The organism is Caulobacter ginsengisoli (assembly GCF_030814835.1).
In the GTDB taxonomy this organism is placed as follows: domain Bacteria; phylum Pseudomonadota; class Alphaproteobacteria; order Caulobacterales; family Caulobacteraceae; genus Caulobacter; species Caulobacter ginsengisoli.
Genome location: NZ_JAUSVS010000013.1, coordinates 1 through 23,494, shown reverse-complemented (window position 1 = coordinate 23,494; position 23,494 = coordinate 1). Strand labels below are relative to the sequence as shown.

At 69.0% G+C, this 23,494-nt stretch carries 25 protein-coding genes; 18 read left to right on the top strand and 7 right to left on the bottom strand.

All coding sequences use genetic code 11. The features are described from left to right. Positions 1-32: 32 nt before the first annotated feature. Together QO010_RS22105 and QO010_RS22100 are read right to left on the bottom strand one after the other, a co-directional pair. The gene (locus QO010_RS22105) at positions 33-494 is read right to left on the bottom strand and encodes an iron-sulfur cluster assembly scaffold protein (RefSeq protein ID WP_307352769.1); all 462 of its coding nucleotides are present in this window, start codon (positions 492-494) and stop codon (positions 33-35) included. Next, on the bottom strand, positions 491-955 hold the full coding sequence (locus tag QO010_RS22100) for an SRPBCC family protein (protein WP_307352768.1): 465 nt from the start codon (positions 953-955) through the stop codon (positions 491-493). The genes QO010_RS22105 and QO010_RS22100 overlap by 4 nt, the downstream gene beginning before the upstream one ends. Positions 956-1,281: 326 nt before the next feature. Between QO010_RS22100 and QO010_RS22095 the strand changes: the two genes are divergently transcribed. The 5 genes from QO010_RS22095 to QO010_RS22075 all read left to right on the top strand — a co-directional run bounded on the left by QO010_RS22095 (position 1,282) and on the right by QO010_RS22075 (position 6,678). Continuing rightward, the gene (locus QO010_RS22095) at positions 1,282-3,810 is read left to right on the top strand and encodes a helicase-related protein (RefSeq protein ID WP_307352767.1); all 2,529 of its coding nucleotides are present in this window, start codon (positions 1,282-1,284) and stop codon (positions 3,808-3,810) included. Further along, complete coding sequence (locus QO010_RS22090; protein ID WP_307352766.1) at positions 3,807-4,091, top strand: RNA-binding S4 domain-containing protein; 285 nt, start codon at positions 3,807-3,809, stop codon at positions 4,089-4,091. The genes QO010_RS22095 and QO010_RS22090 overlap by 4 nt, the downstream gene beginning before the upstream one ends. A 91-nt stretch (positions 4,092-4,182) precedes the next feature. Then, positions 4,183-4,527, top strand: coding sequence for a ferredoxin FdxA (gene fdxA, locus QO010_RS22085; RefSeq protein WP_307352765.1), 345 nt, complete (start codon positions 4,183-4,185; stop codon positions 4,525-4,527). Between the two features lie 303 nt (positions 4,528-4,830). Then, positions 4,831-5,334, top strand: coding sequence for a CarD family transcriptional regulator (locus QO010_RS22080; RefSeq protein WP_307352764.1), 504 nt, complete (start codon positions 4,831-4,833; stop codon positions 5,332-5,334). A 135-nt stretch (positions 5,335-5,469) separates the two neighbouring features. Next, the gene (locus QO010_RS22075; protein WP_307352763.1) at positions 5,470-6,678 is read left to right on the top strand and encodes a serine hydrolase domain-containing protein; all 1,209 of its coding nucleotides are present in this window, start codon (positions 5,470-5,472) and stop codon (positions 6,676-6,678) included. A gap of 300 nt (positions 6,679-6,978) precedes the next feature. On the opposite strand, the gene QO010_RS22070 is transcribed toward QO010_RS22075, so the two are convergent. From QO010_RS22070 to QO010_RS22055, 4 genes are all read right to left on the bottom strand, one after another. After that, positions 6,979-7,347 (bottom strand): response regulator, encoded by a 369-nt coding sequence (locus QO010_RS22070; RefSeq protein ID WP_307352761.1) that lies wholly within the window; start codon positions 7,345-7,347, stop codon positions 6,979-6,981. 104 nt (positions 7,348-7,451) lie between these two features. Beyond that, positions 7,452-8,741, bottom strand: a complete 1,290-nt coding sequence (locus QO010_RS22065; RefSeq protein WP_307352760.1) for an HlyC/CorC family transporter — start codon at positions 8,739-8,741, stop codon at positions 7,452-7,454. Continuing rightward, positions 8,738-9,850, bottom strand: coding sequence for a 3-dehydroquinate synthase (gene aroB, locus QO010_RS22060; protein ID WP_307352759.1), 1,113 nt, complete (start codon positions 9,848-9,850; stop codon positions 8,738-8,740). Before aroB ends, QO010_RS22065 begins: the two co-directional genes overlap by 4 nt. Further along, entirely contained in the window at positions 9,847-10,407 is a 561-nt protein-coding gene (locus QO010_RS22055) for a shikimate kinase (RefSeq protein WP_307352758.1), read from the bottom strand. The genes aroB and QO010_RS22055 overlap by 4 nt, the downstream gene beginning before the upstream one ends. Before the next feature lie 75 nt (positions 10,408-10,482). Between QO010_RS22055 and QO010_RS22050 the strand changes: the two genes are divergently transcribed. The 9 genes from QO010_RS22050 (at position 10,483) to QO010_RS22010 (ending at position 19,835) form a co-directional block, all read left to right on the top strand. Next, positions 10,483-11,760: a hypothetical protein gene (locus QO010_RS22050; RefSeq protein ID WP_307352757.1), complete on the top strand. Its 1,278-nt coding sequence runs from the start codon at positions 10,483-10,485 to the stop codon at positions 11,758-11,760. After that, on the top strand, positions 11,757-12,662 hold the full coding sequence (locus QO010_RS22045) for a site-specific tyrosine recombinase XerD (RefSeq protein ID WP_307352756.1): 906 nt from the start codon (positions 11,757-11,759) through the stop codon (positions 12,660-12,662). The genes QO010_RS22050 and QO010_RS22045 overlap by 4 nt, the downstream gene beginning before the upstream one ends. A gap of 54 nt (positions 12,663-12,716) precedes the next feature. Next, positions 12,717-13,766: an HpcH/HpaI aldolase/citrate lyase family protein gene (locus QO010_RS22040; RefSeq protein ID WP_307352755.1), complete on the top strand. Its 1,050-nt coding sequence runs from the start codon at positions 12,717-12,719 to the stop codon at positions 13,764-13,766. A 1-nt stretch (position 13,767) separates the two neighbouring features. After that, entirely contained in the window at positions 13,768-14,214 is a 447-nt protein-coding gene (locus QO010_RS22035) for an acyl-CoA thioesterase (protein WP_307352754.1), read from the top strand. Between the two features lie 191 nt (positions 14,215-14,405). Next, positions 14,406-15,656, top strand: coding sequence for an ergothioneine biosynthesis protein EgtB (gene egtB, locus QO010_RS22030; RefSeq protein ID WP_307352753.1), 1,251 nt, complete (start codon positions 14,406-14,408; stop codon positions 15,654-15,656). Continuing rightward, on the top strand, positions 15,653-16,606 hold the full coding sequence (egtD, locus tag QO010_RS22025; protein WP_307352752.1) for an L-histidine N(alpha)-methyltransferase: 954 nt from the start codon (positions 15,653-15,655) through the stop codon (positions 16,604-16,606). The genes egtB and egtD overlap by 4 nt, the downstream gene beginning before the upstream one ends. A 37-nt stretch (positions 16,607-16,643) precedes the next feature. Beyond that, complete coding sequence (locus tag QO010_RS22020) at positions 16,644-17,606, top strand: acetyl-CoA carboxylase carboxyltransferase subunit alpha (RefSeq protein WP_307352751.1); 963 nt, start codon at positions 16,644-16,646, stop codon at positions 17,604-17,606. 35 nt (positions 17,607-17,641) lie between these two features. Further along, positions 17,642-18,679 (top strand): hypothetical protein, encoded by a 1,038-nt coding sequence (locus QO010_RS22015; protein ID WP_307352750.1) that lies wholly within the window; start codon positions 17,642-17,644, stop codon positions 18,677-18,679. Positions 18,680-18,749: 70 nt separating this feature from the next. Next, positions 18,750-19,835 (top strand): hypothetical protein, encoded by a 1,086-nt coding sequence (locus QO010_RS22010; RefSeq protein ID WP_307352749.1) that lies wholly within the window; start codon positions 18,750-18,752, stop codon positions 19,833-19,835. Here QO010_RS22010 and QO010_RS22005 read toward each other — a convergent pair. Further along, a complete protein-coding gene (locus tag QO010_RS22005; RefSeq protein ID WP_307352748.1) occupies positions 19,828-20,706 on the bottom strand; it encodes a CPBP family glutamic-type intramembrane protease in 879 nt (292 codons plus the stop codon). The two genes, QO010_RS22010 and QO010_RS22005, sit on opposite strands and share 8 nt — an antisense overlap. A 157-nt stretch (positions 20,707-20,863) precedes the next feature. On the opposite strand from QO010_RS22005, the gene QO010_RS22000 reads away from it, so the two are divergent. The 4 genes from QO010_RS22000 (at position 20,864) to QO010_RS21985 (ending at position 23,403) form a co-directional block, all read left to right on the top strand. Further along, a complete protein-coding gene (locus tag QO010_RS22000; protein ID WP_307352747.1) occupies positions 20,864-21,304 on the top strand; it encodes a lysozyme inhibitor LprI family protein in 441 nt (146 codons plus the stop codon). Next, positions 21,301-21,912, top strand: coding sequence for a glutathione S-transferase family protein (locus tag QO010_RS21995; protein WP_307352745.1), 612 nt, complete (start codon positions 21,301-21,303; stop codon positions 21,910-21,912). The genes QO010_RS22000 and QO010_RS21995 overlap by 4 nt, the downstream gene beginning before the upstream one ends. A gap of 70 nt (positions 21,913-21,982) precedes the next feature. Next, positions 21,983-22,984, top strand: coding sequence for an NAD(P)H-dependent flavin oxidoreductase (locus tag QO010_RS21990; RefSeq protein WP_307352744.1), 1,002 nt, complete (start codon positions 21,983-21,985; stop codon positions 22,982-22,984). 8 nt (positions 22,985-22,992) lie between these two features. Beyond that, positions 22,993-23,403 (top strand): VOC family protein, encoded by a 411-nt coding sequence (locus tag QO010_RS21985; protein ID WP_307352743.1) that lies wholly within the window; start codon positions 22,993-22,995, stop codon positions 23,401-23,403. The last annotated feature ends 91 nt before the right edge of the window (positions 23,404-23,494 follow it).

The window sequence follows — 23,494 nt, the reverse complement described above, 5'->3', positions numbered from 1 at the left end:
GCCCGGCGCTTATCGCAGGCGTCACGCCGCGATCAAGCCGCGTCGGCGCCGCTAGTTCGCGTTCCAGCTCGTTTCGCCGCCGAACGGACAGCGTCGGCCGCCGCCTCGAACGCCAAGAGCGTCGAAGCGTGTCGGGGCGCGTAATCCTTGACGGGCTCCAGCACGGCGAGATCCTTGAAACGACCGGTCGGCGGCGAACCACCGGCCTTCAACATAGCACGGAATTGGCCCAGCGCAGTTTCGATTTCCTGAAGATCGGCCCCGATGACGTTCGCGCCCAGCACCGCCGCGGCCGCCTGGCCCAGGGCGCAGGCCTTCACATCCTGGGCGAAGTCGGCGACGGCGCCGTCCTTCAGCACGACATCGACGACGATGCGGCTGCCGCACAGCTTGGCCACCTTCTCCGACGACGCGTCCGGCGCGGCCAGGCGCCCGGCGCGCGGCATGTTGGCGGCCAGGCTCAGGATCTTCGCCGAATAGAGGTCGTCGATCATGAGGAAGAAGTGGGCTTTCCGCCCCGGCTTTGCCAGAGCGCCTCGGCCTTGGTCCGCATGGCCTCGCCCATGGCGGTGAAGCCCTTCTGCAGATCGCGGCGAAACGGCTTGATGATCGGTCCGGCCAGCATGCCGCTGAACGCCTCGCCGTTGGAGAAGATGCAGCCCACCTCGCTGAGCGCCTCGATCTCCAGATAGCGCAGGGTGGCGACGAAGAAGTTCTTGCTCTGCAGATGGATGTGGTCGTTGGGCGCCCAGTCCAGCACCTTGGGCCGCTGGACCTCGTCCGGCCGGCCCGGCAGCTTCAGCGCCAGGGTCCAGACCGAGCCGATCTTCACCTGGCCCTCGGCCCTGGCGTAGAGCGGGTTCCAGTCCGGCCAGTGGGCGAGGTCGGTCAGGACCTCCCAGACAATCTCGGCCGGGGCGGCCACGCCGGTGCGGTTTTCGATGTAGATGGGCATGCGGACTCTCAACGGCTCTCGGGTCGTCTAGCATTCAGAAAACGGATGGGCGAGGGCTGCGCCACCTCCACAGAACCCTTCCTCCTCGATGGAGGAAGGGCAGGGTTGGTGGTGTTCGCTCGGGATATGGGCGACTGGCTCAGGGTGGCGTGGTCGCCTCCCCGCGCTCTTCCGGAAACGCACTGCCACCACCACCATCCCCGCCCTTCCTCCATCGAGGAGGAAGGGAGAGCAGGTTGTGCCGGCGGTGATCAAACCCTGGAAACCTCGCCTCTGTGACGCCAAATCCCCTTGCCCACGCCCGGAATCGCCACCACCTTCGACACATGAGTGATCGTTCGACCGGCGCCGCTCCCCCGCGGCTGGTCGCGGTGTTGGGGCCGACCAATACCGGCAAGACCCATCTGGCCGTCGAGCGGATGCTGGGCCACGCGTCGGGGATGATCGGACTGCCCCTGCGCCTGCTGGCCCGGGAAATCTATGACCGTATCGTCGCCCAGAAAGGCCCACGGTCTGTCGCCCTGATCACCGGCGAGGAGAAGATCGTCCCACCCCGCCCGCAGTATTTTGTCTGCACCGTCGAGGCCATGCCGCTGAACCGGGAGGTGGAATTCCTGGCGGTCGACGAGATCCAGCTCTGCGCCGACCCCGAGCGCGGCCATGTCTTCACCCACCGCCTGCTGCATGCGCGCGGCCGGTCCGAGACCATGCTGCTGGGCGCCGGGACCATGGCCCCGCTGATCCGCCGGCTGCTGCCCCACGCCGAGATCGTCAGCCGCGAGCGGTTCTCCAGCCTGATCTATACCGGCCCCAAGAAGCTGACGCGCCTGCCCCGCCGCAGCGCCGTCGTCGCCTTCTCGGCCGAGGCGGTCTACGGCATCGCCGAACTGATCCGCCGCCAGCGCGGTGGGGCCGCCGTGGTCATGGGCAGTCTCAGCCCCCGGACCCGCAACGCCCAGGTCGCCCTCTACCAGTCCGGCGAGGTCGACTTCCTGGTGGCCACCGACGCCATCGGCATGGGGCTGAACATGGACGTCGACCATGTCGCCTTCGCGGGCCTCCGCAAATTCGACGGCAAGAAGACCCGCTGGCTGCACGCCCAGGAGATCGGCCAGATCGCCGGCCGGGCCGGCCGCCACATCCGCGACGGCACCTTCGGGGTCACCGGCGAAGCGGAGGAGATGGACGAGGACCTGGTCGCCGCCGTCGAGGACCACCAGTTCCAACCCGTCGCCGCCGCCGAATGGCGCAACCACAAGCTCGACTTCTCCAACCTCCCCAACCTGATCCGCTCTCTGGACGCCCTGCCGCCCCGCGAAGGCTTGAAGCTGGCCGAGGAGGCGATCGACGAGACGGCGCTGAAAAAGCTGGCCGAGGACCCCGAGGTCACCGGCCGGGCCCGCGCCAGGGACACCCTGGAAAAGCTCTGGGAGGTCTGCCAGACGCCCGACTTCCGCAAGCTGGCCCTGGACGAGCACCTGTCGATGATCCGCGGCCTCTTCCTGCGGCTGACCACCGGCAAGCGCCGCATCCCCGACGACTGGATCGCCGGCCAGGTCGCCGCCCTGGACCGCATCGACGGCGAGATCGACACCCTGGCCGCGCGGCTGGCCGGGGTGCGAACCCTGACCTACATCGCCAACCGCCCCGACTGGCTGGCCGACCCCGCCCACTGGCAGGGCCGCACGCGGGCGCTGGAGGACCGCCTCTCCGACACCCTGCACCAGAAACTGATGGCCCGGTTCATCGACCGGCGGACCAGCGTGCTGATGCGCCAGCTGGGCGAGCGGGGCGAGATGCTAGCCGGGGTCGCCGCCGACGGCACGGTCACCGTCGAGGGCCATGAGGTCGGCAGGCTGGACGGCCTGGTCTTCCAGGCCCCCAAGGCCGCCAGTTCGCTGGAGGAGAAGGCCCTGCGCGGCGCCGCCCAGCGCGCGGTCGGGCCGGAAGTCGCCCGGCGGCTTGGACAACTCGCCGCCGAACCGGACGAAGCCTTCTCATTGACCCCCGACGGCGCGGTGCTCTGGCGGGGCGCGGCGGCTGGCGTGGTCGCGAAAGATGGTGGGGGCGAGCGGGTGCGGCTGTTGGGTGAACTCGGCCCCGAACCGGCCCGTGAACGCGCCGCGAGACGCCTGGAGGCCTGGCTGGCGGCCGAGGGCGGCCGACGGCTGGCGCCCATGCGGACCCTGCAGGCAGCCATGGCCGACGGCCAGCTGCGCGGCCTGCCCCGCGGCCTGGCCCACCGGCTGATCGAGGCCGGCGGCGTCATGGACCGAAAGTCGGTCGAGGCCGACCTGCGCGCCCTCAGCCAGGCCGAGCGCCGCACCCTGCGCAGCCTGGGCGTCCGCATCGGCGCCTTCAGCCTGCATATGCCAAGCCTGACCCGCCCCGAGGCCCTGGCCTTCGCCCAGGCCCTGGAAGGCGGCGCCTGGCGCCCGCCCGTCGGCAGGATCAGCCGCCTGCCCGCCCCGCCGCCCTCGGCCAAGGCCCTGTCGGCGCGAGCGCTGCGGGCCGTCGGAGCTCTCGCCGTGCCCGTCGACCAACTCGAGCGGCTCGACGGCCTGCTCCGCGCCGGCCCCAAACAGAGCGGCGGCCAGGTGCTGACCGAGGCGGCCCGCCAGGATCTCGGCTGGGGCGAAGCGGACACGCGCGCCATCCTCAAGGCCCTGGGCTACGTTCCGGTCAACCGCGAAGCCCCGATCGGCTGGCGCCGCCGCCAGGACAAGGCCGTCCAGCCCGCCTCGCCGCCGCCCGCCGGCTCGCCCTTCGCCGCCCTGGCCCAGCTGACCGCGCCGCCCGCCGCGCCTGCCAACCGCCGCCGTCGCCGGCCCCGTCGCAAGACGAGGACGGCGTGAGCGATTCTGCGGGCTGCCGGTGTGACGTATGGCTCTGGCGGGCGCGGTTCTTCAAGACCCGCACCCTGGCCGCCAGGTTCCTCGACGAGGGCCGGGTGCGGATGCTGCGGGGCGGCGTGGAAACCCGGCTGGACAAGGCCTCGCGCGCCATCAAGCCCGGCGACGGCCTGGTCTTCGCCCTGGGCGGGCGGCTGATCGCCGTCGAGGTGGCGGCCATCGGCGAACGCCGCGGCCCGCCGGCCGAAGCCAGAGGCCTCTATCGCGACTTGGAGAATAACTGACAGCGGCCTTTGAGCACGGGACGTTGACATCAGGCCGCCGGAACCCGAAAACGCAGCCCCGCCGAGACCGCCCAAAGTCCTTCAGAAGCCCATGACCTACATCGTCACCGACGCCTGCATCAAATGTAAGTTCATGGACTGCGTCGAGGTCTGTCCCGTCGACTGCTTCTATGAGGGCGAGAACTTCCTGGTCATCAGCCCGGACGAGTGCATCGACTGCGGCGTCTGCGAACCGGAATGCCCCGTCGACGCCATCAAGCCCGACACCGAGGACGATCCGGACGGCAAGTGGCTGACCATCAACACCGACTACGCCAAGGTCTGGCCCAACATCACCGTCAAGGGCGCGCCCCCCGCCGACGCCGAGGACTGGGAACGGGTCACCGGCAAGCTGGAAGCGGGCCATTTCAGCGAAAAACCCGGCAAAGGCAGCTGATTTCGACCCCCAAACGCCCGCCCGGTGGCGCGGCGATTGTCGCAATCCTTTCAATCGCTTCATTTTTGTGATAGGGTCGCCAGCGACGTGACGGTCAACCGTCGCGCCTGGTTCAAGAACAGCCGCTCCTGTCGGCTCGCCCCATTCGAAGGCGAAGGGTGTCCTAGAGGTCTATTGAAACCGATCCGACGTGGCCCGCGACCGTTTCCGCGGAGGGGGCCCTGTTCGCCATCGGTTTCGCCTCGCGCCCACGGAGCGACGTATCCGGCCCGCGGGGGTGCGGGCCAAAGAAAAGGACGAGCGATGAGCAAGACAGGTCTGGAATTCTCGGTCGGGGACCACGTGGTCTATCCGGCGCATGGCGTGGGTACGATCCAGGCTGTCGAGACCCAGGAAGTGGCGGGCTATTCGCTCGAAGTCTACGTGATCACCTTCGACCACGAGAAGATGACCCTGCGCGTGCCGACCAAGAAGGCCATCACCTCGGGCCTGCGCCCGCTGGCCGAAGGCAACGTCGTCACCAAGGCCCTGACCACCCTGAAGGGCCGCGCCCGCATCAAGCGCACCATGTGGTCGCGCCGGGCCCAGGAATACGAAGCCAAGATCAACAGCGGCGACCTGATCTCGATCGCCGAGGTCGTGCGCGACCTGCACCGGGCTGAAAACCAGCCCGAGCAGTCCTACAGCGAACGCCAGCTCTATGAGTCGGCCCTGGACCGCATGGCCCGCGAAGTCGCCGCCATCGAGCGCATCGACCGCGACGCAGCGGTCAACATGCTGACCAAGTCGCTGCAGAAGGCCGCGTAAGAGGCGCCTTCGGTAGTCGAAACGGAAAGGCCCCGGGCAGCGATGTCCGGGGCCTTTTCCATGGTGGCGGCCTATTTACCCTGGCCGTGGACGCCACCCTCGGTCCAAATTTCCTCCGCAAACCCGGAGTCGCCCATGCCCAGCTCTGACCGCACCCTGGCGCCGGCCAGCCCAGAAGAGGTCGGACTGTCGCGGGAGGGCTTGGCGAACACCGATGCGGCCCTGCAGGCCCTGATCGACGCCGGCGAACTGGCCGGGGCCGTCACCCTGGTCGCCCGGCATGGGCGGCTGGTCCACACCAACGCCATGGGGGTGAAGTCTCTGGCCACGGGCGAGGCCCTGGCCGCCGACACCATTTTCCGCATCTTCTCGATGACCAAGCCGGTCACCGCCGTGGCCATGGTGATCCTCTACGACCAGGGCCTGTGGCGACCGGAAGATCCCATCGCCAGACACCTGCCCGCCCTAGCCGACCTGAAGCTGGCCGACGGTTCGGCGCCCGGCCGTCAGCCGACGATGCTCGACCTGATGACCCACACCGCCGGCTTCAGCTACGGCTTCACGCCCGACGACCCGGTCGACGCCCTCTATCTGCAGTCCCATCCGCTGCGGGCGTCATCGATGACCGAAATGGCCGAGCGGCTGGGCGCCCTGCCGCTGGCCTACGAGCCTGGAAGCCAGTGGCGCTACAGCATCGCCATGGACGTGCAGGGGGCGGTCATCGAGGGCCTGAGCGGCCAGAGCCTGCCGGACTTCATGCGCACCCGCATTTTCGAGCCCCTGGGCATGGCCGACACCGGCTTCTTCGTCCCGGCGGAAAAACAGGACCGCCTGCCCGGCCTCTATGAGATGGGCCCCGAAGGCCGGCTGCGGGAGGCGCGCTCGCTGCTGGGCCGCGATCACCAGACGACGCCTGCCCTGCCATCCGGCGGCGGCGGGCTGTTTTCCACGGCCGCCGACTATGCCCGCTTCGCCCAGATGCTGCTCAACCGCGGCGAATGGGCGGGGCAGCGGATCGTCAGCCCTCAGGCCGTGGCGTTGATGACCACCAATCATCTGAGCGAGGCGCTGCTGGCCGCCGGCCACGGCATCGGCGTCCAGCAGATCCGGCCCGGCTACGGCTATGGCTTCAATGGCGTCGTGATCTACGACCCCGCCGCCGCCGATCTGCCGGTCGGCGCCGGGACCTATCTGTGGGACGGGGCGGCGGGAACCTGGTTCTGGATCGATCCGGTGAACGACCTGCTGTTCGTCGGCCTGATCCAGCGCATGGCGGTCGCCGGCATGCCCCTGGTCCAGCCGATGACCCAGCGGCTGATCGCCAAGGCTCTTCTGGTTGGCTAGCGGGCCGGCGGCCTCCTCAGTCCTTCTCTCCGGATATCCAGACAGAAACTCTCCTTCGGAGGATGCCCCCGCCCCAAATTGCCGCCGCCAATCCGATAACGAATAAGACTATAGAGGCAATATTAAATGCACTATGAAAGATGTAGATCAAAAGTTCTGAAAGGCCCATACTGCATATCATGATAGCCGCCGCACCTATGACGCGCAGGACATCACGATCTAGTTTGGTAAGCTTGTCTGACACTTCTCGTTCCGTCTAAAATTGGTTCAACGACGGCGGCGTATCTGCAAGAAAACCGGCTACCTCGCCAACCCCCGCAGCACCTGTTCCAAATCCCCCATCCGGAACGGCTTCTGCAGGGTCGGGACGCCCTGGTGCGGCCCGTCGGTGTTGGGATCGCCGTAGCCGCTGGCGAAGACGTAGCGCACGCCCCGCGCCTTCAGCACATCGGCCACCGGATAGATGGCCTTGCCGGCCAGGTTGACGTCCAGCAGGGCGATGTCGATCTCGGAGTCCTGGGCCAGGGCCAGCGCCTCTTCCAGGGAGGCGGCGGGACCAACCACAGTGCAGCCCAGGTCGCCCAGCATGTCCTCGACCAGCATCGAGACCAGCATCTCGTCCTCGACCACAAGGATCTTCAGCCCCTCCAGGGACCCCGATCCACTCATCCGTTCTGCTCCAGCCTGCACGGCCGCTGCACACGCGCCCCGACGCAACTCATAGGCCATCCCGCGCCAAACACACAATGCGGCCAAAAACCCATTTTGGGTATCTATCCGTGTTCCTCCACCGGCTCGCGCGCGCTGACCTTCAGGGCGGTGATCTGGTTGCGTTGCCGGCGCAGCACGGTGAAGCGGTGGCCATAGAAGTTGAAGGTCTGTTTGGGCTCGGGAATCGTCTGGGCCTCATGGATGACCAGGCCCGCGATGGTCACCGCGTGATCGTCCGGCAGGGTCCAGTCCATCGCCCGGTTGAGATCGCGGACGGTGACCTTGCCATCCACCAGCACCGAGCCGTCGGTCTGGCGGCGCACGCCCTGGACGGTGGTGTCGTACTCGTCGTCGATCTCGCCGACGATCTCTTCCAGGATGTCCTCCAGCGTCACCAGCCCCATCAGGGCGCCGTACTCGTCGACCACCAGGGCCACATGGCTCTTCTGCTTGAGGAAGGCGTTGAGCTGGTCCTTGAGCTTGGTGGTTTCGGGGACGAACCAGGGCTCGCGGGCCAGGGGCACGACGTCCAGGGCGTCGACCGGGCCGATCTCGACCAGAGCCCGCAGCAGGTCCTTGGTGTGCAGGATGCCGATGATGTTTTCCGGGTCGTTGCGGTAGAGGGGCATGCGGCTGTGGCCCAGGGCCAGGGCCTGGTTCATCAGCTCGCGCGGCGGCCTGGCGGCGTCCAGCATGGCGATGGACTTGCGGTGGACCATGACCTGGCTGACGTCCATTTCCGACAGGTCCAGCACCCCGCCCAGCATGCGCCGGTCGCGGCCCTCCACCAGGCCTTCGGAGTGGTGGTACTCGACCGCGCCGCGGATCTCCTCGTGCGCGGCCAGCACGTCGATCTCCATCGACAGATTGACCCCGAAAACCCGCAGGGTCCGGCGGACGATGAACTGGATGGTGTAGATGATCGGGCCGAACACCCGCACGACCAGGAGGGTTGGGGCCGACAGGAAGCGGGCGACATCGTCCGACTTCACGATGGCCAGGGTCTTGGGCAGCACCTCGGCGAACACCAGCACCAGCACGGTCATGGTGGCGGTGGCGACGGCCACGCCCCAGCCGCCGGGGATGGCGGCGGTCAGCACCTGGGTGGTCAGGGCCGAGGCCAGGATGTTGATCATGTTGTTGCCGAGCAGGACGGCGCCGATCATCGTCTCCTGGTCTTCCAGCAGCTTGTTGACCCGGCCGGCGGCGCGGTCGCCTTCCCGCTCCAGCTGGTGCATGCGCGCCCGGCTGGCCCCGGTCAGGGCGGTCTCGGCGGCCGAGAACAGCGCCGAGACGGCCAGCAGGCCGAAGACGATGGGGGCCAGGGCGATCAGGGCCGCGGAAACGCTCAAGGGGTGGCTCCTTCGGAAACCAGGAAGTCGCGCAGCGGGGCGGGATCGACGCCCTTGGCCACGAAAGCCTCGCCGATGCGGCGGGCCAGGACCAGGGTCAGGGCCCCGCCCTCGGCCTTCTTGTCCTGGACCATGTGGGCGATCAGCCGGTCGGCGCTCATCGGCGCGTTGGTGATGTCGGAGAGCCGGGTCGGCAGGCCGGCGGCGATCAGGGCCGCCTCGACCCGGGCGGCGTCGGCCTGCGGGCAGTGGCCCAGGGCCGCCGAGAAACGGAAGGCGAGCGCGCAGCCGGCGGCGACGCCCTCGCCGTGCTTGAGGCTCTCGCCAAAGCCCATCTCGATCTCCAGGGCATGGCCGAAGGTATGGCCAAGGTTGAGCAGGGCCCGGCGGCCCGCCTCGCGCTCGTCCTCCTCGACGATCTCGGCCTTCATCTCCACGGAACGTCCCACGGCGTGGGTTAAAGCCGCCACGTCGCGGTCCAGAACCTTGGCGCCATTGTCCTCCAGCCAGGCGAAGAAGGCCGCGTCGCCCAGCATGCCGTATTTGATGGTCTCGGCGTAGCCGCAGCGCATCTCGCGGACCGGCAGGGTGGCCAGGATGTCGAGATCGGCCAGCACCAGGGCCGGCTGATGGAAGGCGCCGATCAGGTTCTTGCCGCGCGGGGTGTCGATGGCGGTCTTGCCGCCCACCGAGCTGTCGACCTGGGCCAGCAGGGTGGTGGGGACCTGGATGAAGTCCATACCGCGCTTGAAGATGGCCGCCGCGAACCCCGTCAGGTCGCCGATCACCCCGCCCCCGAAGGCGACGATGCGGTCGCCGCGGTCCAGCTCCAGGCTGAGCAGCCGGTCGCAGAGGTCTTCCAGGCCGGCGAAGCTCTTGGTCTCCTCCCCGGGCGGCAGGGCGATCAGGTTACAGGCGATCCCGGCCCGCTCCAGCGAGGCGGCCAGCCGTTCGCCATGATGGGCGCCGACGGTCTCGTCGGTGACGATGGCTGTGCGCGGCCGCTTGAGCAGCGGGGCGATCAGGCTCCCGGCCCGGTCGACCAGGCCCGGCCCGATGACCACGTCATAGGCCCGCTCGCCCAGCCCCACCCGGATAGTCCGGCTCATGCCGCGCTCCCGGCATAGTGGCTGCGCAGGGCGTCGAGGATGGCGACGACCGCCTCCTGGTGCGGCGTGTCGCCGGTCTGCACGGTCAGGTCGGCCTCGGCGTAGAAGGGATAGCGGATGGCGGCCTGTTCCTGCAGCACGGCCATGGGGTCGCGGTCGCGGACCAGCGGACGGTTGTCCTTGCGGCCCACCCGGCGGGCCAGCACCTCCAGGTCGGCCTTCAGCCAGATGGAAATGGCCTTGGCCTTGATCAGGGCCCGGGTCTCGGCGTTGACGAAGGCTCCGCCGCCGGTGGCCAGCACATGCGGCTCGCCCTCCAGCAGCCGGGCGATCACCCGCCGCTCGCCATCGCGGAAGGCCGGCTCGCCATAGGCGGCGAAAATCTCCGGGATGCTGCGGCCGGCGGCGGCCTCGACCTCGGCGTCGGCGTCGACGAAGGGCATGCCCAGCGCCGCGCCCAGCCGCCGGCCGATGCTGCTTTTGCCGACACCCATCAGCCCGACGAGGGCGATGGTCTTCCTGGGAAGTCCTGGGGGGAGGTTCGATATGGCGGACATGTTCTCCTGGCTTTACACGCCGCCTGCCCGGCGAGCCAAGTTTCCTGAAGACGGAGGCCGGGTTAGGATGGCCCCATGCGCATTCGAGCCCCCCTGCTGGCGGCGGTCCTGACAGCCGCGAGCCTCACCGCCACCTTGGCCGTATCGGCCGACCAGTCGCGGATCGAGACCACGCCTCTGAGCGGGCTGGACCTGTTCTCGGCCGGCAATCCCGGGCTGGGCGCCGACCTGTGGAGAGGGTCTTCGGCCGAGATCGCCAGGGCGACCATCCCCGCCATCGGAACCAAGCCGTTGTCGCCGGCGGCCCGGCGGCTGGCCATCCGCCTGCTGTCGACCGGCGCCAACGCTCCGGAGGGGGCCGGATCGGACCCCGCCCTCGCCGCCGCCCGCGCCCGGGCGCTGATCGCGCTGGGCGAGCCGGCCGCCGCCAACGCCTCGGTCGAGCGCGCGCCCAACATGGCGGCCAACGAGCCGCTGTCCCAGGCCGCCGCCGAAGCGGCCCTGCTGGTCGGCGACGACGCCCGCGCCTGCGCCATCGGCGAGGCCCTGCAGAGCGGTCGGGACGGCGTCTATTGGCTGAAGCTGCGGGCCTACTGCCAGGCCATCGCCAACCAGCCCGGCGCCTCCCTGACCCTGACCCTGGCGCTCGAAAAGGCCAAGGACCCGGTCTATGCCCGGCTGATGGCCGCCCTGGTCGCCGGGGCCGGCGATCCCGGCGCGCCCTCGGACCGCAACGGCCTGGAGCGGGCCCTGTCGCGCCGGCTGAACCTCCCCCTGCCGCCCGCGCCCCATATCGATCCCATCCCGCCCACCACCGGCATGGCCGGAGTCGACGAGGTTCGCGAGGCCATCGCCCTGGGCGATCCGCAGAGCGCCAAGGCCAGCCGGGCCGGCCTGGTCCAGGACGCCGCGGCGGGCCTGACCGCCAACACCCTGGCTATGCTGGACGCCCTGATCGCCGCGGCCACCGGCGACAATCTCGGCCCCACCCTCGACCGGCTGATCGAGCGCGGCGACCTGGGCGGCCCCAAGTCCGCCGCCCAGCCTGCGGCCATCATCCTGGCGGCCCTGGGCGGCGCGACGAGTCCCGACGCCCGCGCCGAGTTCGCCCGGTTCGATGTCGGCAAGACCGCCGCCTCGCCGGCCCGACTGGCCGCCCTCGACCGCGCCGCCGAGGCCGGCCTGAAGGGCGAGACCGCCCTGCTGGTTCTCTCGATTGCCCAGGACGCCGGCGCGGCGGGCCCGGCCCCCGCCGACCGGGCCCGGATCATCCAGGCCCTGCGCAAGGTGGGTCTCGAAGTCGCCGCGCGGGACTTCGCGGTCGAAGGGCTGATGGCGCTGTCGTTTAAGTGACCGGCTGGACCGAGGCCTTCCTGGAGATGATGGCGGTCGAGCGGGCCGCCGCCGCCAACACCGTCACCGCCTACGGCAAGGACCTGGCCGACGCGGAAGGATTCCTATCGGGCCGGGGCCGCTCGCTGCAGGACGCGTCGAACGAGGACATCGAGGCCTGGTTCGCCGATATCGGGGCGCGGGGCCTTTCACCCTCCACCGCCGCCCGCCGCCGCGCGGCCATCCGGCAGTTCTATCGCTTCGTGCTGGGCGAAGGCTGGCGGGCCGACGATCCCTCCCGCCGGGTCGAGGCCCCTCGCCAGGGCCGCCCGCTGCCCAAGATTCTCAGCCGCCAGGAGGTGGAGGCGTTGATCGCCGCCGCCACCGCCAGAGACGGCGGCCAGGGCGCCCGCCTGGCCTGCCTGATCGAACTGACCTACGCCTCGGGCCTGCGGGTCTCGGAACTGACCGCCCTGCCCCTGGCCGCCCTGGCCCGCGATCCGGCCTATCTGATGATCAAGGGCAAGGGCGGCAAGGAACGGCTGGCGCCGCTGGGCGAGGCGGCGCGGACGGCCGTGAAGACCTGGCTGCCCCTGCGCAAGGCCTTCCTGCCGGAGGGCGCCAAGGACAGCCCCTGGCTCTTTCCCTCACGCGGCAAGAGCGGCCGCCTGACTCCCCGCCGGTTCTCGCAACTGCTCGAAGAGGCCGCCTCCGACGCCGGCATCGACCCGGCCAAGGTCAGCCCCCATGTCCTGCGCCACGCCTTCGCCACCCACCTGCTGGAAGGCGGCGCGGACCTGAGGGTCGTGCAGACCCTGCTGGGCCACGCCGACATCGCCACCACCCAGATCTACACCCACGTGGCGGGCGAGCGGCTGCGCGAGGTGGTCGAGACCAAGCATCCTCTGTCGCGCAAGGATTGACGCACCGCGGCGCCAGCTTCAAACATCCGTTCGCAATTGCGAAGGGACCGCCTGATGAAAACCGCCAGAGGCTTCTTCAAGCCGCTCGCCATCGGCGCCCCGGCCCCGCTGCGCGACCTGCCGGTCCGCGTGGAGCGGATGATCCATTTCGTACCGCCGCACCTGGACAAGGTGCGGGCCAAGGTCCCGGAGATCGCCCCCACCGTCGACGTCATCCTGGGCAACCTGGAGGACGCCATCCCGGCCGACGCCAAGGACGCCGCCCGCGCCGGCTTCATCGAGATGGCCAACGCCACGGACTTCGCAGGCTTAGGCGTGGGCCTGTGGACGCGGATCAACTGCCTCAACTCGCCCTGGCATTTCGACGACGTCACCCAGATCGTCGAGGGCGTCGGCGACCGGCTGGACGTGATGATGGTGCCCAAGGTCGAGGGGCCCTGGGACATCCACTACATGGACCAGTTTCTGGCCGTGCTGGAGGCCCGCCATGGCCTGAAGAAGCCCATCCAGCTGCACGCCATCCTCGAGACCGCCGAGGGCGTGATGAACGTCGAGGCCATCGCCGGGGCCAGCCCGCGCATGCAGGGGATCAGCCTGGGACCCGCCGATCTCGCCGCCAGCCGCCAGATGAAGACCACCCGGGTCGGCGGCGGCCATCCCTTCTACAAGGTCATCGAGGATCCCCGCGCCGACGGCGGCCCCCGCGTGGCCGCCCAGCAGGACATCTGGCACTACACCTTCGCCAAGATGGTCGACGCCTGCGCCGCCCACGGCATCAAGCCCTTCTACGGACCGTTCGGGGCCATCGACGATCCGGAGGCCTGCGAGCAGCAGTTCCGCAACGCTTTCCTGCTGGGCTGCGCCGGGGCCTGGAGCCTGCATCCCAGCCAGATCGCCATCGCCAAGAAGGTGTTCTCGCCAGACCCGGCCGAGATCGCCTTCGCCAAACGCATCCTGGAAGCCATGCCCGACGGCACGGGCGTGGCCATGCTCGACGGCAAGATGCAGGACGACGCGACCTGGAAACAGGCCAAGGTGCTGGTCGACTGCGGCCGCCAGATCGCGGCCCGCGACCCCGACCTCGCCGCCGCCTACGGCCTGTAGGATGGCGGACGAGCGTTCGACCCTGGCCGACTTCGCCTTCACCGAACCGCTGCGAGTGCGCTGGGGCGAGTGCGACATGCAGGGGATTGTCTTCAATCCCCACTACCTGGCCTATGCCGATGTGGCGATGACCGAATACCTGCGCTGGGCGGGGTTCCCCTATCCCGAGGCGCTGCTGCCCTACGGCGCCGACATCTTCGCCGTCTCCAGCAAGGTCGACTTCCGCAGCCCGGCGAAGTTCGACGACCTGCTGACCATCGGCGTCCGCGTCCGGCGGATCGGCAACACCAGCATGGTCTTCAGGATCGCCATCTTCCGGGGCGAGGACCTGCTGAGCGAGATCGAAACCACCTATGTCTGCGCCACGCCGGACGAGCGCAAACCGGTTCCCGTCCCCCAGCCGTTCCGGGACGTGGTGGCCCGGAACGAGGCGATTCCCCCCGCCTAGAGTCGGAACGCAGGGCGGCCGGCGACGTTTGCCCCTCGGGCGCAGGTCCCAGCGGCGGGCGCAAATATCACGGATTGGCGAACTATTCGTGTTTTGTTCTCATGCCGTTTGCTGCTATGACGTGCGCCAAGGGCATTTGGCCGTCCTCGGATGGCGAATGGCGCCATGGCGCCTTTGGGACGGGGCTGGCTGTGGCGTTTGACTCCGACGATCGGCAGAACTGGCGCGCCGCCGTGGCGCAGGTCCGGGCCCGGACCCTGGCCCTGGCCGCGCCCCTATCCCCCGAAGACATGCAGGCCCAGTCGATGGCCGACGCCAGCCCGGCCAAGTGGCACCTGGCCCACACCACCTGGTTCTTCGACGAGTTCGTGCTGGGCCCGGCCGGCGCCAGCCCGCCGGCGCCGGAGGGGACCCGCTATCTCTACAACTCCTATTACGAGACCGTCGGCGAGCGGCATCCGCGTCCCGACCGCGGCCTGGTCACCCGGCCGGGCGTGGCCGAGATCCTCGACTGGCGCCGGGCCATGGACGCGGCCCTGGACCGCTTCTGCGAGACCGCCCCGGCCGCCGCCTTCGCCGCCGCCGCCCCGCTGATCGAGCTGGGCCTGAACCATGAGGAGCAGCATCAGGAGCTGATCCTTATGGACATCCTCTCGCTGTTCGCCCGCCACCCGGCCGCGCCGGCCTACCGCACAGATCTGGCCTCCGCCGCCGGGCCGGACCGCGAACAGGGCTGGATCCGCCATGAGGGCGGGCTGGTCGAGATCGGGGCGGGCCCGCAGGGGTTCGCCTTCGACAATGAGCGGCCGCGCCACAAGGTCTGGCTGGAGCCCTTCAGCCTCGCCGACCGGCTGGTCAGCAACGGCGACTGGCTGGCCTTCATGGCGGACGCAGGCTACGCGACGCCGACCTTGTGGCTGTCCGACGGCTGGGACTCCGTGAAACGCGAATCCTGGGCCGCGCCATTCCACTGGCGGGAGAGCAGCGACGGCTGGCGGCAGGTGACCCTGGCCGGCCTCGAACCCGTCGATCCGGCCGCCCCGGTCTGCCACGTGAGCTACTACGAAGCCGAGGCCTTCGCCCGCTGGGCCGGCGCCCGCCTGCCGACCGAGGCCGAGTGGGAGGCGATCGCTCATCCCGCCGACTTCACCGGCAATTTCCTCGAAAACGACATCCTGCGACCGGCGCCGTCCCGCGACGGTTCGCTGTTTGGCGATGTCTGGCAGTGGACTTCCAGCGCTTACAGCCCATATCCCGGCTTTCAGCCAGGAGCCGGCGCGGTGGGCGAGTACAACGGCAAGTTCATGTCGGGCAAGTTCGTCCTCCGGGGCGGCGCCTGCATCACCCCGCGCGGCCATGTCCGGGCGAGCTATCGCAACTTCTTCGAACCGCAGCTGCGCTGGATGTTCGCCGGTCTGCGCCTGGCCAGGGACTGCGCATGAACCAGCTCGCCGCCATGGGGCCCATCGTGGCCCGCGCCCATTTCGCCAACGACCTGGTCGAGGGCCTTTCCGCCACGCCCAAGACCACCCCGCCCAAATGGTTCTACGACGCCGAGGGCTCACGCCTGTTCGGCGAGATCACGCGGCTTGAGGAATACTATCCCACCCGCACCGAGATGGCCCTGCTGAAGCAGGTGGGTCCTGAGATCGCCGAGGCCGCCGGCCCCGGCCGGGTGGTGGTCGAGTATGGCTCCGGCTCCGGCGACAAGGCCGCCCTGCTGCTGTCGGCCCTGACCGCGCCGGCCGCCTATGTCTGCCTGGAGATCGACCCGGGCGCCGCCCAGGCCACCGCCGACACCGTCGCCGCCCGCTTCCCGGGCCTGCCGACCCGAGGCGTCGCCGGCGACTTCACCCACCTGCCCCAGGACCCGCCCGCCCTGCCGCGTGGCCCGCGCCTGGGCTTCTTCCCCGGCTCGACCCTGGGCAATTTCGACCCTGCCGAAGCCCAGACCCTGCTGAGTGACATGCGGGGCCACCTGGGGGCCGGCGCGGCCCTCCTGCTGGGCGCGGATCTGGTCAAGGACGCCGCCGTGCTGGAAGCGGCCTATGATGACGCCAAGGGCGTGACGGCCGACTTCAACCTCAACCTGCTGGCCCGCGCCAACCGCGACCTGGGGGCCGATTTCGACCTCACGGCCTTCGCCCATGAAGCCCGCTGGAACCCCGAAGCTTCGCGCATCGAGATGCACCTGCGCTCGCTGAAGGACCAGACCGTCCACCTGGCCGGCAAGGCCTTCGCCTTCACGGCCGGCGAGACCATTCACACTGAGAGTTCCTACAAGTTCACCCCCAAGTCCCTGCAGGACCTGGCCGAAAAAGCCGGCTGGAAACTCCAGCAGCTTTGGACCGATCCGAAGGACTGGTTTGCGCTCGCGATCCTGACCGCTTAGTTTCGCCACCTTCTGTCACGGCGAGCGTTCACGACTCATGGCCCACCACTACCTCGAATTCGAACGACCCATCGCCGAGATCGAAGGCAAGATCGAGGAGCTGTCCAAGCTCTCCGACAACGCCGGCGAGGGGTCCTTCGACAGCGAGATCGACGCCCTGCGCGGCCGCATGGACGAGATGCGCCGCAAGGCCTACGCCAACCTGGACGCCTGGCAGAAGACCCAGGTCGCCCGCCATCCCGAGCGCCCGCACTTCACCCAGTATGTGAACCAGCTGATCGAGGAATTCGTCGAGCTGCGCGGCGACCGCAAGTTCGCCGACGACCAAGCCATCGTCGGGGGCCTGGGCCGGTTCCGCGGCCAGCCGGTCGTGGTCATGGGCCACGAGAAGGGCCACGACACCACCACCCGCCTCAAGCATAATTTCGGCATGGCCCGGCCCGAGGGCTATCGCAAGGCCGTGCGCCTGATGGACATGGCCGAGCAGTTCAACCTGCCGGTTATCAGCTTCGTCGACACCGCCGGCGCCTATCCGGGCCTGGGCGCAGAGGAGCGCGGCCAGGCCGAGGCCATCGCCCGCTGCACCGAGCGCTGCCTCACCCTGTCGACCCCGATGATCGCCACCATCACCGGCGAAGGCGGTTCGGGCGGCGCCATCGCCCTGGCCGGCGCCAACCGGGTGCTGATCCTGGAGCATTCGATCTATTCGGTGATCAGCCCCGAGGGCTGCGCCTCGATCCTGTGGCGCGACAACGCCCGGGCCAAGGACGCCGCCGAGGCCATGAAGATCACCGCTCAGGACCTGATCGGCCTGGGCATCGTCGACCGCATCGTCGACGAACCGGCCGGCGGCGCCCATTCCGACCCCGAGGCCATGGTCACCGCCGTGGGCGACGCGGTCGAGGACGAGCTGCGGCGGCTCTCCAACCTCGACGCCGAGGGCCTGCGCCAGCAGCGGGCCGAGCGGTTCTACGCCATTGGCCGGCAGGGGTTGGTCTGATCGTTTAGTGTTTCTGTCCGCGCTGGGGGGCGTCGATGACTGAATTCTGGGAACTGCGGCGGCCCAAACCCAAGCCCAAGACCACGGTCTGGCTGGTGGTCGGCGCTGTCCTTGTCGGCCTGTGGGCTCTGATCGCCGCCATCGGCGCCATGGCCCATCCCGACAACAGCGGCCTGGGCGGCATGGCCAACAGCATCGATCCCTATGCCGACCTGGGCTACCTGGCCGGCCAGATGCTGGTGGCGGCCCTCATTCCAGTCGTCGTGGTCTGGCTGCTGCTCTTCCTGCTGGTGGTTCGCCGGGTCGCCCCCGAGCGTGGCATGGCGCATTTCGCGGTGCTGGCCGCCGTGGGATTGCTGGCCGGCCTCAGCCCGCTGGCCGTGACCATCGCCTCGCAGCCACCCGAGGACCCCGCCCAGCTCGCCATCGCCGACAAGGAGATCGCCGCGGCCTTGGTCGAGGCCCTGAATCCCACCCAGACCGGCACGGTGGACCCCACCGTCAAGGCGACGGGCGAGGCGGGCGAACTCGAGCGGCTCAGCAAGCAGATGATCATCGCCGTGCAGACAGACCGTCAGCACTATCTCGAGGAACTGCATGTCCTGAGCGACCCGGGCTACCTCTCCGGCAAATGGCTGGCCGGCGACAGGAGCCTGAACAAGAGCCGGGCTGGTCTGGCTGAGGCTCTCAAGACCGTCGCCAAGTATCGCACCCTGAACCAGCAGCGTCTGGAGGAGTTCAAGGCCGCGGTGCGCGCCAGCAGCGTTCTGACCGAGCGCCACAAGCGGCAGGTCCTGGCGGGCATCGACCGCAGCCTCGAGGAAACCCGTGAACGCGGCGAGCGGGTATGGACGCTGGACGCCGCGACCATCGTCGAACTCCAGAGCGCCATCGAAGACCTGGCCCGGGCGCGAGGACGATGGGGGCCGTCCGGAGACAGGATTGTCTTCAGCCGCCAGTCCGACCTCGACGTCTTCAACCAGCACATCCTGAAGATCCGAGCGATGGGCGCGGAGACCGACCAGATCAAGCGCGATATGCAGGCCTCCATCAAGGCGCGCTCGACGCCCTAGCCATGGTGAGCCTTGCCTGCGAGGGCCGGCCGGGTGAAGTTCCCGCTCCGCAGTAGAGGGGGGATCCAGCGTGACGGAATTCGGGCAGGCCAGGCCGCCAAGGCGCAAGGTCAATACCTGGCCACAGGTCATCATCGCCAGCCTGGTGGTCGGCGCCTGGGGCGCATGGCGGACCATCGTCAAGCCGGGGCAAGGCGCCGAACTGGGCAGCGCTTTGGCCGGGGGCAATCTGGACCTGTTCGTGGCCGGCTGGCTGGGCGGCGCCCTGCTGCAGGTGACCCTGGCCGCCATGGTCGTATGGGTCGTTATGACCTTTGTCTTCCTGCGCAAGGTCAAGGAAGATCGGGCCGGCCGCAACCTGGGCATCCTTTGGCTGGCGGCCCTCCTGGGCTCGGCTGCTCCCCTCCTCATCGTTGGCGCGATGCTGACCTTCGGCGCGGGCCCGATCCAGACGGCCGAGCGGTCCATGACCGCCGATGTCCAGGCCGCGCTTGGTCCGAACGGGCCGGCCTTGAGCACCACCCCTCGGGCCGGTGGCGACACCGGCCAGATCGAACGGGTTCTGCGCACGCTGATCGCCGGGCGGATCGCCGACGAGAAGGCCTTGCAGACCGCGCTGAAAGACCTGGATTTTCCCAACTTCGTCAAACCGGCGGCCCTGGCCGTTCCCGGCGTCCTGCCGAAGTCGGAGCAGAAGGTCGTCAGGATCAAGGTCCTGATCGAGCAGTTCCGGGCCCGCCAAGATATGCGGCTGGCCCAGGCGCGGGCGGGGCTGGAGGCCCTGACCATCAGGTCCTCGCTGAGGGAAAAGGTGCTGAGCGACTATGACAGCCTGGTCGAGACGGCCCGCTTCGACCGGACCCGCTACTGGGACCTGCTCTATTCGAGCGCCTTCGAGATGCAGCAGATGATCCGACAGCTGCGCCGTCCCAACGGGCGCTGGTCGCTGCGTGGGGACGCCATGACCTTCACCAACGACGCCGACCTGAAGGCCTACAACGCCCACGCCACCAAGCTGAATTCGATCCTGGCGGAGATTCAGGCGGTCAGCGCCCGCGCCTACCAGTCGCCCGTCGGCAGCACCCAGACCAAGCCATCGGACGCACGGACAATCGATTTCGAAAACGACCCCAATCTAGATGAGCGCCTCAAATGACCCGATTGGTCTGAGCGGCGGCGGGCGTCGTCGCCAGCAGGATCGCCCCGACGATCCCGAACGCGGCTATGCCGACCAGACCGGTGACGCCGCCGAGCACGGGCGAGACTCCGACCACCAGCACTGGCGCCAGGCCCAGCCCCTGGGAGTTGAGGCTGGCATGGGCGAAGCTGGTCAGCAGCACGCTGCGGGCGCGTAGGCGCAGGGCTGTCTGGGTGAGGGCGAAGGCCATGGCCAGTCCGCACATCATCAGCGGTCCCAGCACCGGATAGCCCGGATAGTTGAAGCCGAAGGCGATGACCGGCGCGTGCCAGGCGCCCCAGATGAAGCCGTAGATCAGCGCCGCCTTCCAGCGTCCCAGCGGCAGCAGCTTGACCAGCAGATAGCCTGTCCAGCCGAACTCCTCGCCGAACGTCGCCACCGAGGTGATCAACAGGCCTATCGTCAGGGTCTGGGCCAGGATCGCCGGCCCCAGCAGGTGGGCGGGCGGCGCCACGCCGCCCATCGCCTGAATCCTGGCCATCAGCCCCGACAGCGTGGGGTCCAGACGCCCCAGGCCCAGCGCCAGGGTGGCGCCATAGATGGCCACGATCAGCAGCGGCGCGCCCAGCCAGACCGCCAGGTAGTAGCGCCAGGGTCCAAACCTCAGGCCGGCGGTGGCGAAACCCTCGCGCCCGGCCAACCGCATGATCAGTCCCGCCAGGGCCGGGGTGAACATCACCCCGCCCAGCAGCAGGGTGGCCTTGATATCCAGGCTGTCGAATTTCATGCCCTGGGCGATGCCCCAGAATTCGGCCGTCCAGGCCAGGCCGAAGGCCAGCACGACGAACCAGGCGACGCGGCCCCAGGCAACGGCAGGCTGCTCAGTCATGGTCAGCTCCTTAGCGAGTTCACTTATTAGTGCATAAACTAATTCGTTAGGTAGCTAATTACTCGGGCCAATGCAAGTGGGCCGCACGCCCTTGCGCCGCCGTCGGACCTGGGGCCAGACTTGCAGCCCCGGATCACCGCCTCCCCGAAGGATTCCCATGACCGTGAAGCGTCTCCCGATCCTGGCGGCCCTGTTCCTCCTCGTGGGAACGGCAGGAACGGCGCTGGCCGGCGACACCGACGCCGACCCCGTCCAGGCCCGCTACAGCCCCGCCTACGACCAATGCCTGGAAAGCCCCGAGGGTCAGTCGACCGCCGGCATGATCGGCTGCATCGGCGAGGAGCTGACGGTGCAGGACAAGGCGCTGAACGCCGCCTACGCCAGGGCGATGGGCGACCTGAACGACCGCCAGAAGGCCCGGCTCCGCGCCGCTCAGCGGGCGTGGCTGGCCTTCCGCGACGCCGACTGCGCCAGCCGCCAGGACGAGGACTGGGGCACGCTCTCTCGCATCACCGCCAACGCCTGCGTGCTGCGCCGCACGGTGGAGCGGACCATCGACCTCGAGGGCTATCCGGAGCCCGGAGACACAGACGAATGATCCGCCTGCTGGGCAAGATTTCCTCGATCAACGTCCGCAAGGTCGCCTGGACCTGCGCCGAACTGGGCCTTCCTTTCGAGCGCGAGGACTGGGGCAAGGGCTTCGCCTCGACCCAGACGCCGGACTTCCTGGCCCTCAACCCCAACGCCCAGGTGCCGGTGATCATCGAGGGGGATCGGGTGCTGTGGGAATCCAACACCATCTGCCGCTATCTCGCCGCCCGCGAAGGGCGTGAGGACCTGCTGCCGGCCGAGCCCTGGGCGCGGGCCCAGGTCGAGCGCTGGATGGACTGGCAGGCCACCGACCTCAACATGTCCTGGCGCTATGTCTTCCCGGCCCTGGCCCGGGGCGAGCCGCCCAATCCCGACCCGGTCCAGATCGCCGAGGCGGCCGCCAAATGGAACGCCACCATGGCCATCCTGGAGGATCATCTGGCCGCCGGCGGCGGCTACGCCGTGGGCGGGGCCTTCACCTTGGCCGACATCGGGCTGGGCCTCTCGGCCAACCGCTGGCTGCGCACGCCGATCGAGCATCCGGACCTGCCGGCGGTCCTGGCCTATGTCGAGCGGCTGCGAAGCCGGGCCGGAGCGCTGTTCGACGTCACCTGAAATCCACGTCTTGCCTGACGTCGCGTGATCTTCCCATAGTGCTGTCAAACGACCGTTTGGGAGGACGTCCATGGCCATTCGCACCCGCTTCACCGAGCTGTTCGGGGTCGAGCATCCCATCGCCCAGGGCGGCATGCAGTGGGTCGGCAAGGCCGAACTGGTGGCGGCGGTGGCCAATGCCGGGGCGCTGGGTTTCATCACCGCCCTGACCCAGCCGACCCCCGAGGACCTGGCCAAGGAAATCCAGCGGACCAAGGACCTGACCGACAAGCCGTTCGGGGTGAACCTGACCATCCTGCCGGCCATCAAGCCTCCGCCGTATGCGGAGTATCGCGCCGCCATCATCGATGCGGGCATCAAGATCGTCGAGACCGCCGGCTACAAGCCGCAGGAGCATGTGGACCACTTCAAGGAACACGGCATCAAGGTCATCCACAAATGCACCGCCGTGCGCCACGCCGCCTCGGCCGAGCGGATGGGGGTCGACGCCATCTCCATCGACGGCTTCGAATGCGCCGGCCACCCGGGCGAGGACGACATCCCCGGCCTGATCCTGATCCCCGCCGCCGCCGACCGGATCAAGATCCCGATGCTGGCCTCGGGCGGTTTCGGCGATGCGCGCGGCCTGGTCGCCGCCCTGGCCCTGGGCGCGGACGGCATCAACATGGGCACCCGCTTCTGCGTCACCCAGGAAGCCCCGATCCCGATGGCCTTCAAGGAGCAGATGGTCGCCAACGACGAGCGCCAGACCGACCTGATCTTCCGCACCCTGCACAACACCGCCCGGGTCATGCGCAACGCCGTCAGCCAGGAGGTCGTCTCCATCGAGAAGGCCGGCGGGGCCAAGTTCGAGGACGTCATGCATCTGGTGGCCGGCACCCGTGGCCGCGACGCCCTGGCCAACGGCGACACCGATGGCGGCATCTGGTCGGCCGGGATGATCCAGGGCCTGATCCACGACATCCCGACCTGCAAGGAGCTGATCGACCGCATCGTCAGCGAGGCCGAGGTGCTGATCCGTGGCCGGCTGGAAGGCATGGTCAGCTCCAGCGCCCGCGTGGCGGTCGAATAGGCCGGGCCATGGCGCTGCGTCAGACCGTCCCGTTCCTGCGCGTGCTCGACATGGAGCGCGCCCTGGCCTTCTGGCGCGACGGCCTGGGTTTCGAGGTCGCGATCAGCTGGACGCCGCAAGGCTCGATCCGCTGGTGCCGGATCGAACGGGACGGGTTGGCTCTGATGCTGCAGGACTATCGCCACGATGACGGGATCTCGCACCCGCCGGCGGGCGAGCGCGGCCTGGGCGTCTCCATCGTCATCTTCTGCGACGACGCCCTGGCCATCTATCACGAGGCGCTCGGCCGGGGCCTGCAGCCGGACCGGCCGTTCGTCGGCAATGGGCTTTGGGTCACCGGCTTCACCGATCCGGACGGCTATCGGGTCGAGTTCGAGAGCGAAACCGACCAGCCCGAAGAGACGGAATACCAGGGCTAGGTCGTATCGACATTCAGCGTAGCCAGATGACGATTGCGGCGAGGTGAGTGAAGGCCAGGAAGTGTATGGCTCGTCGATCGTATCGGGTGGC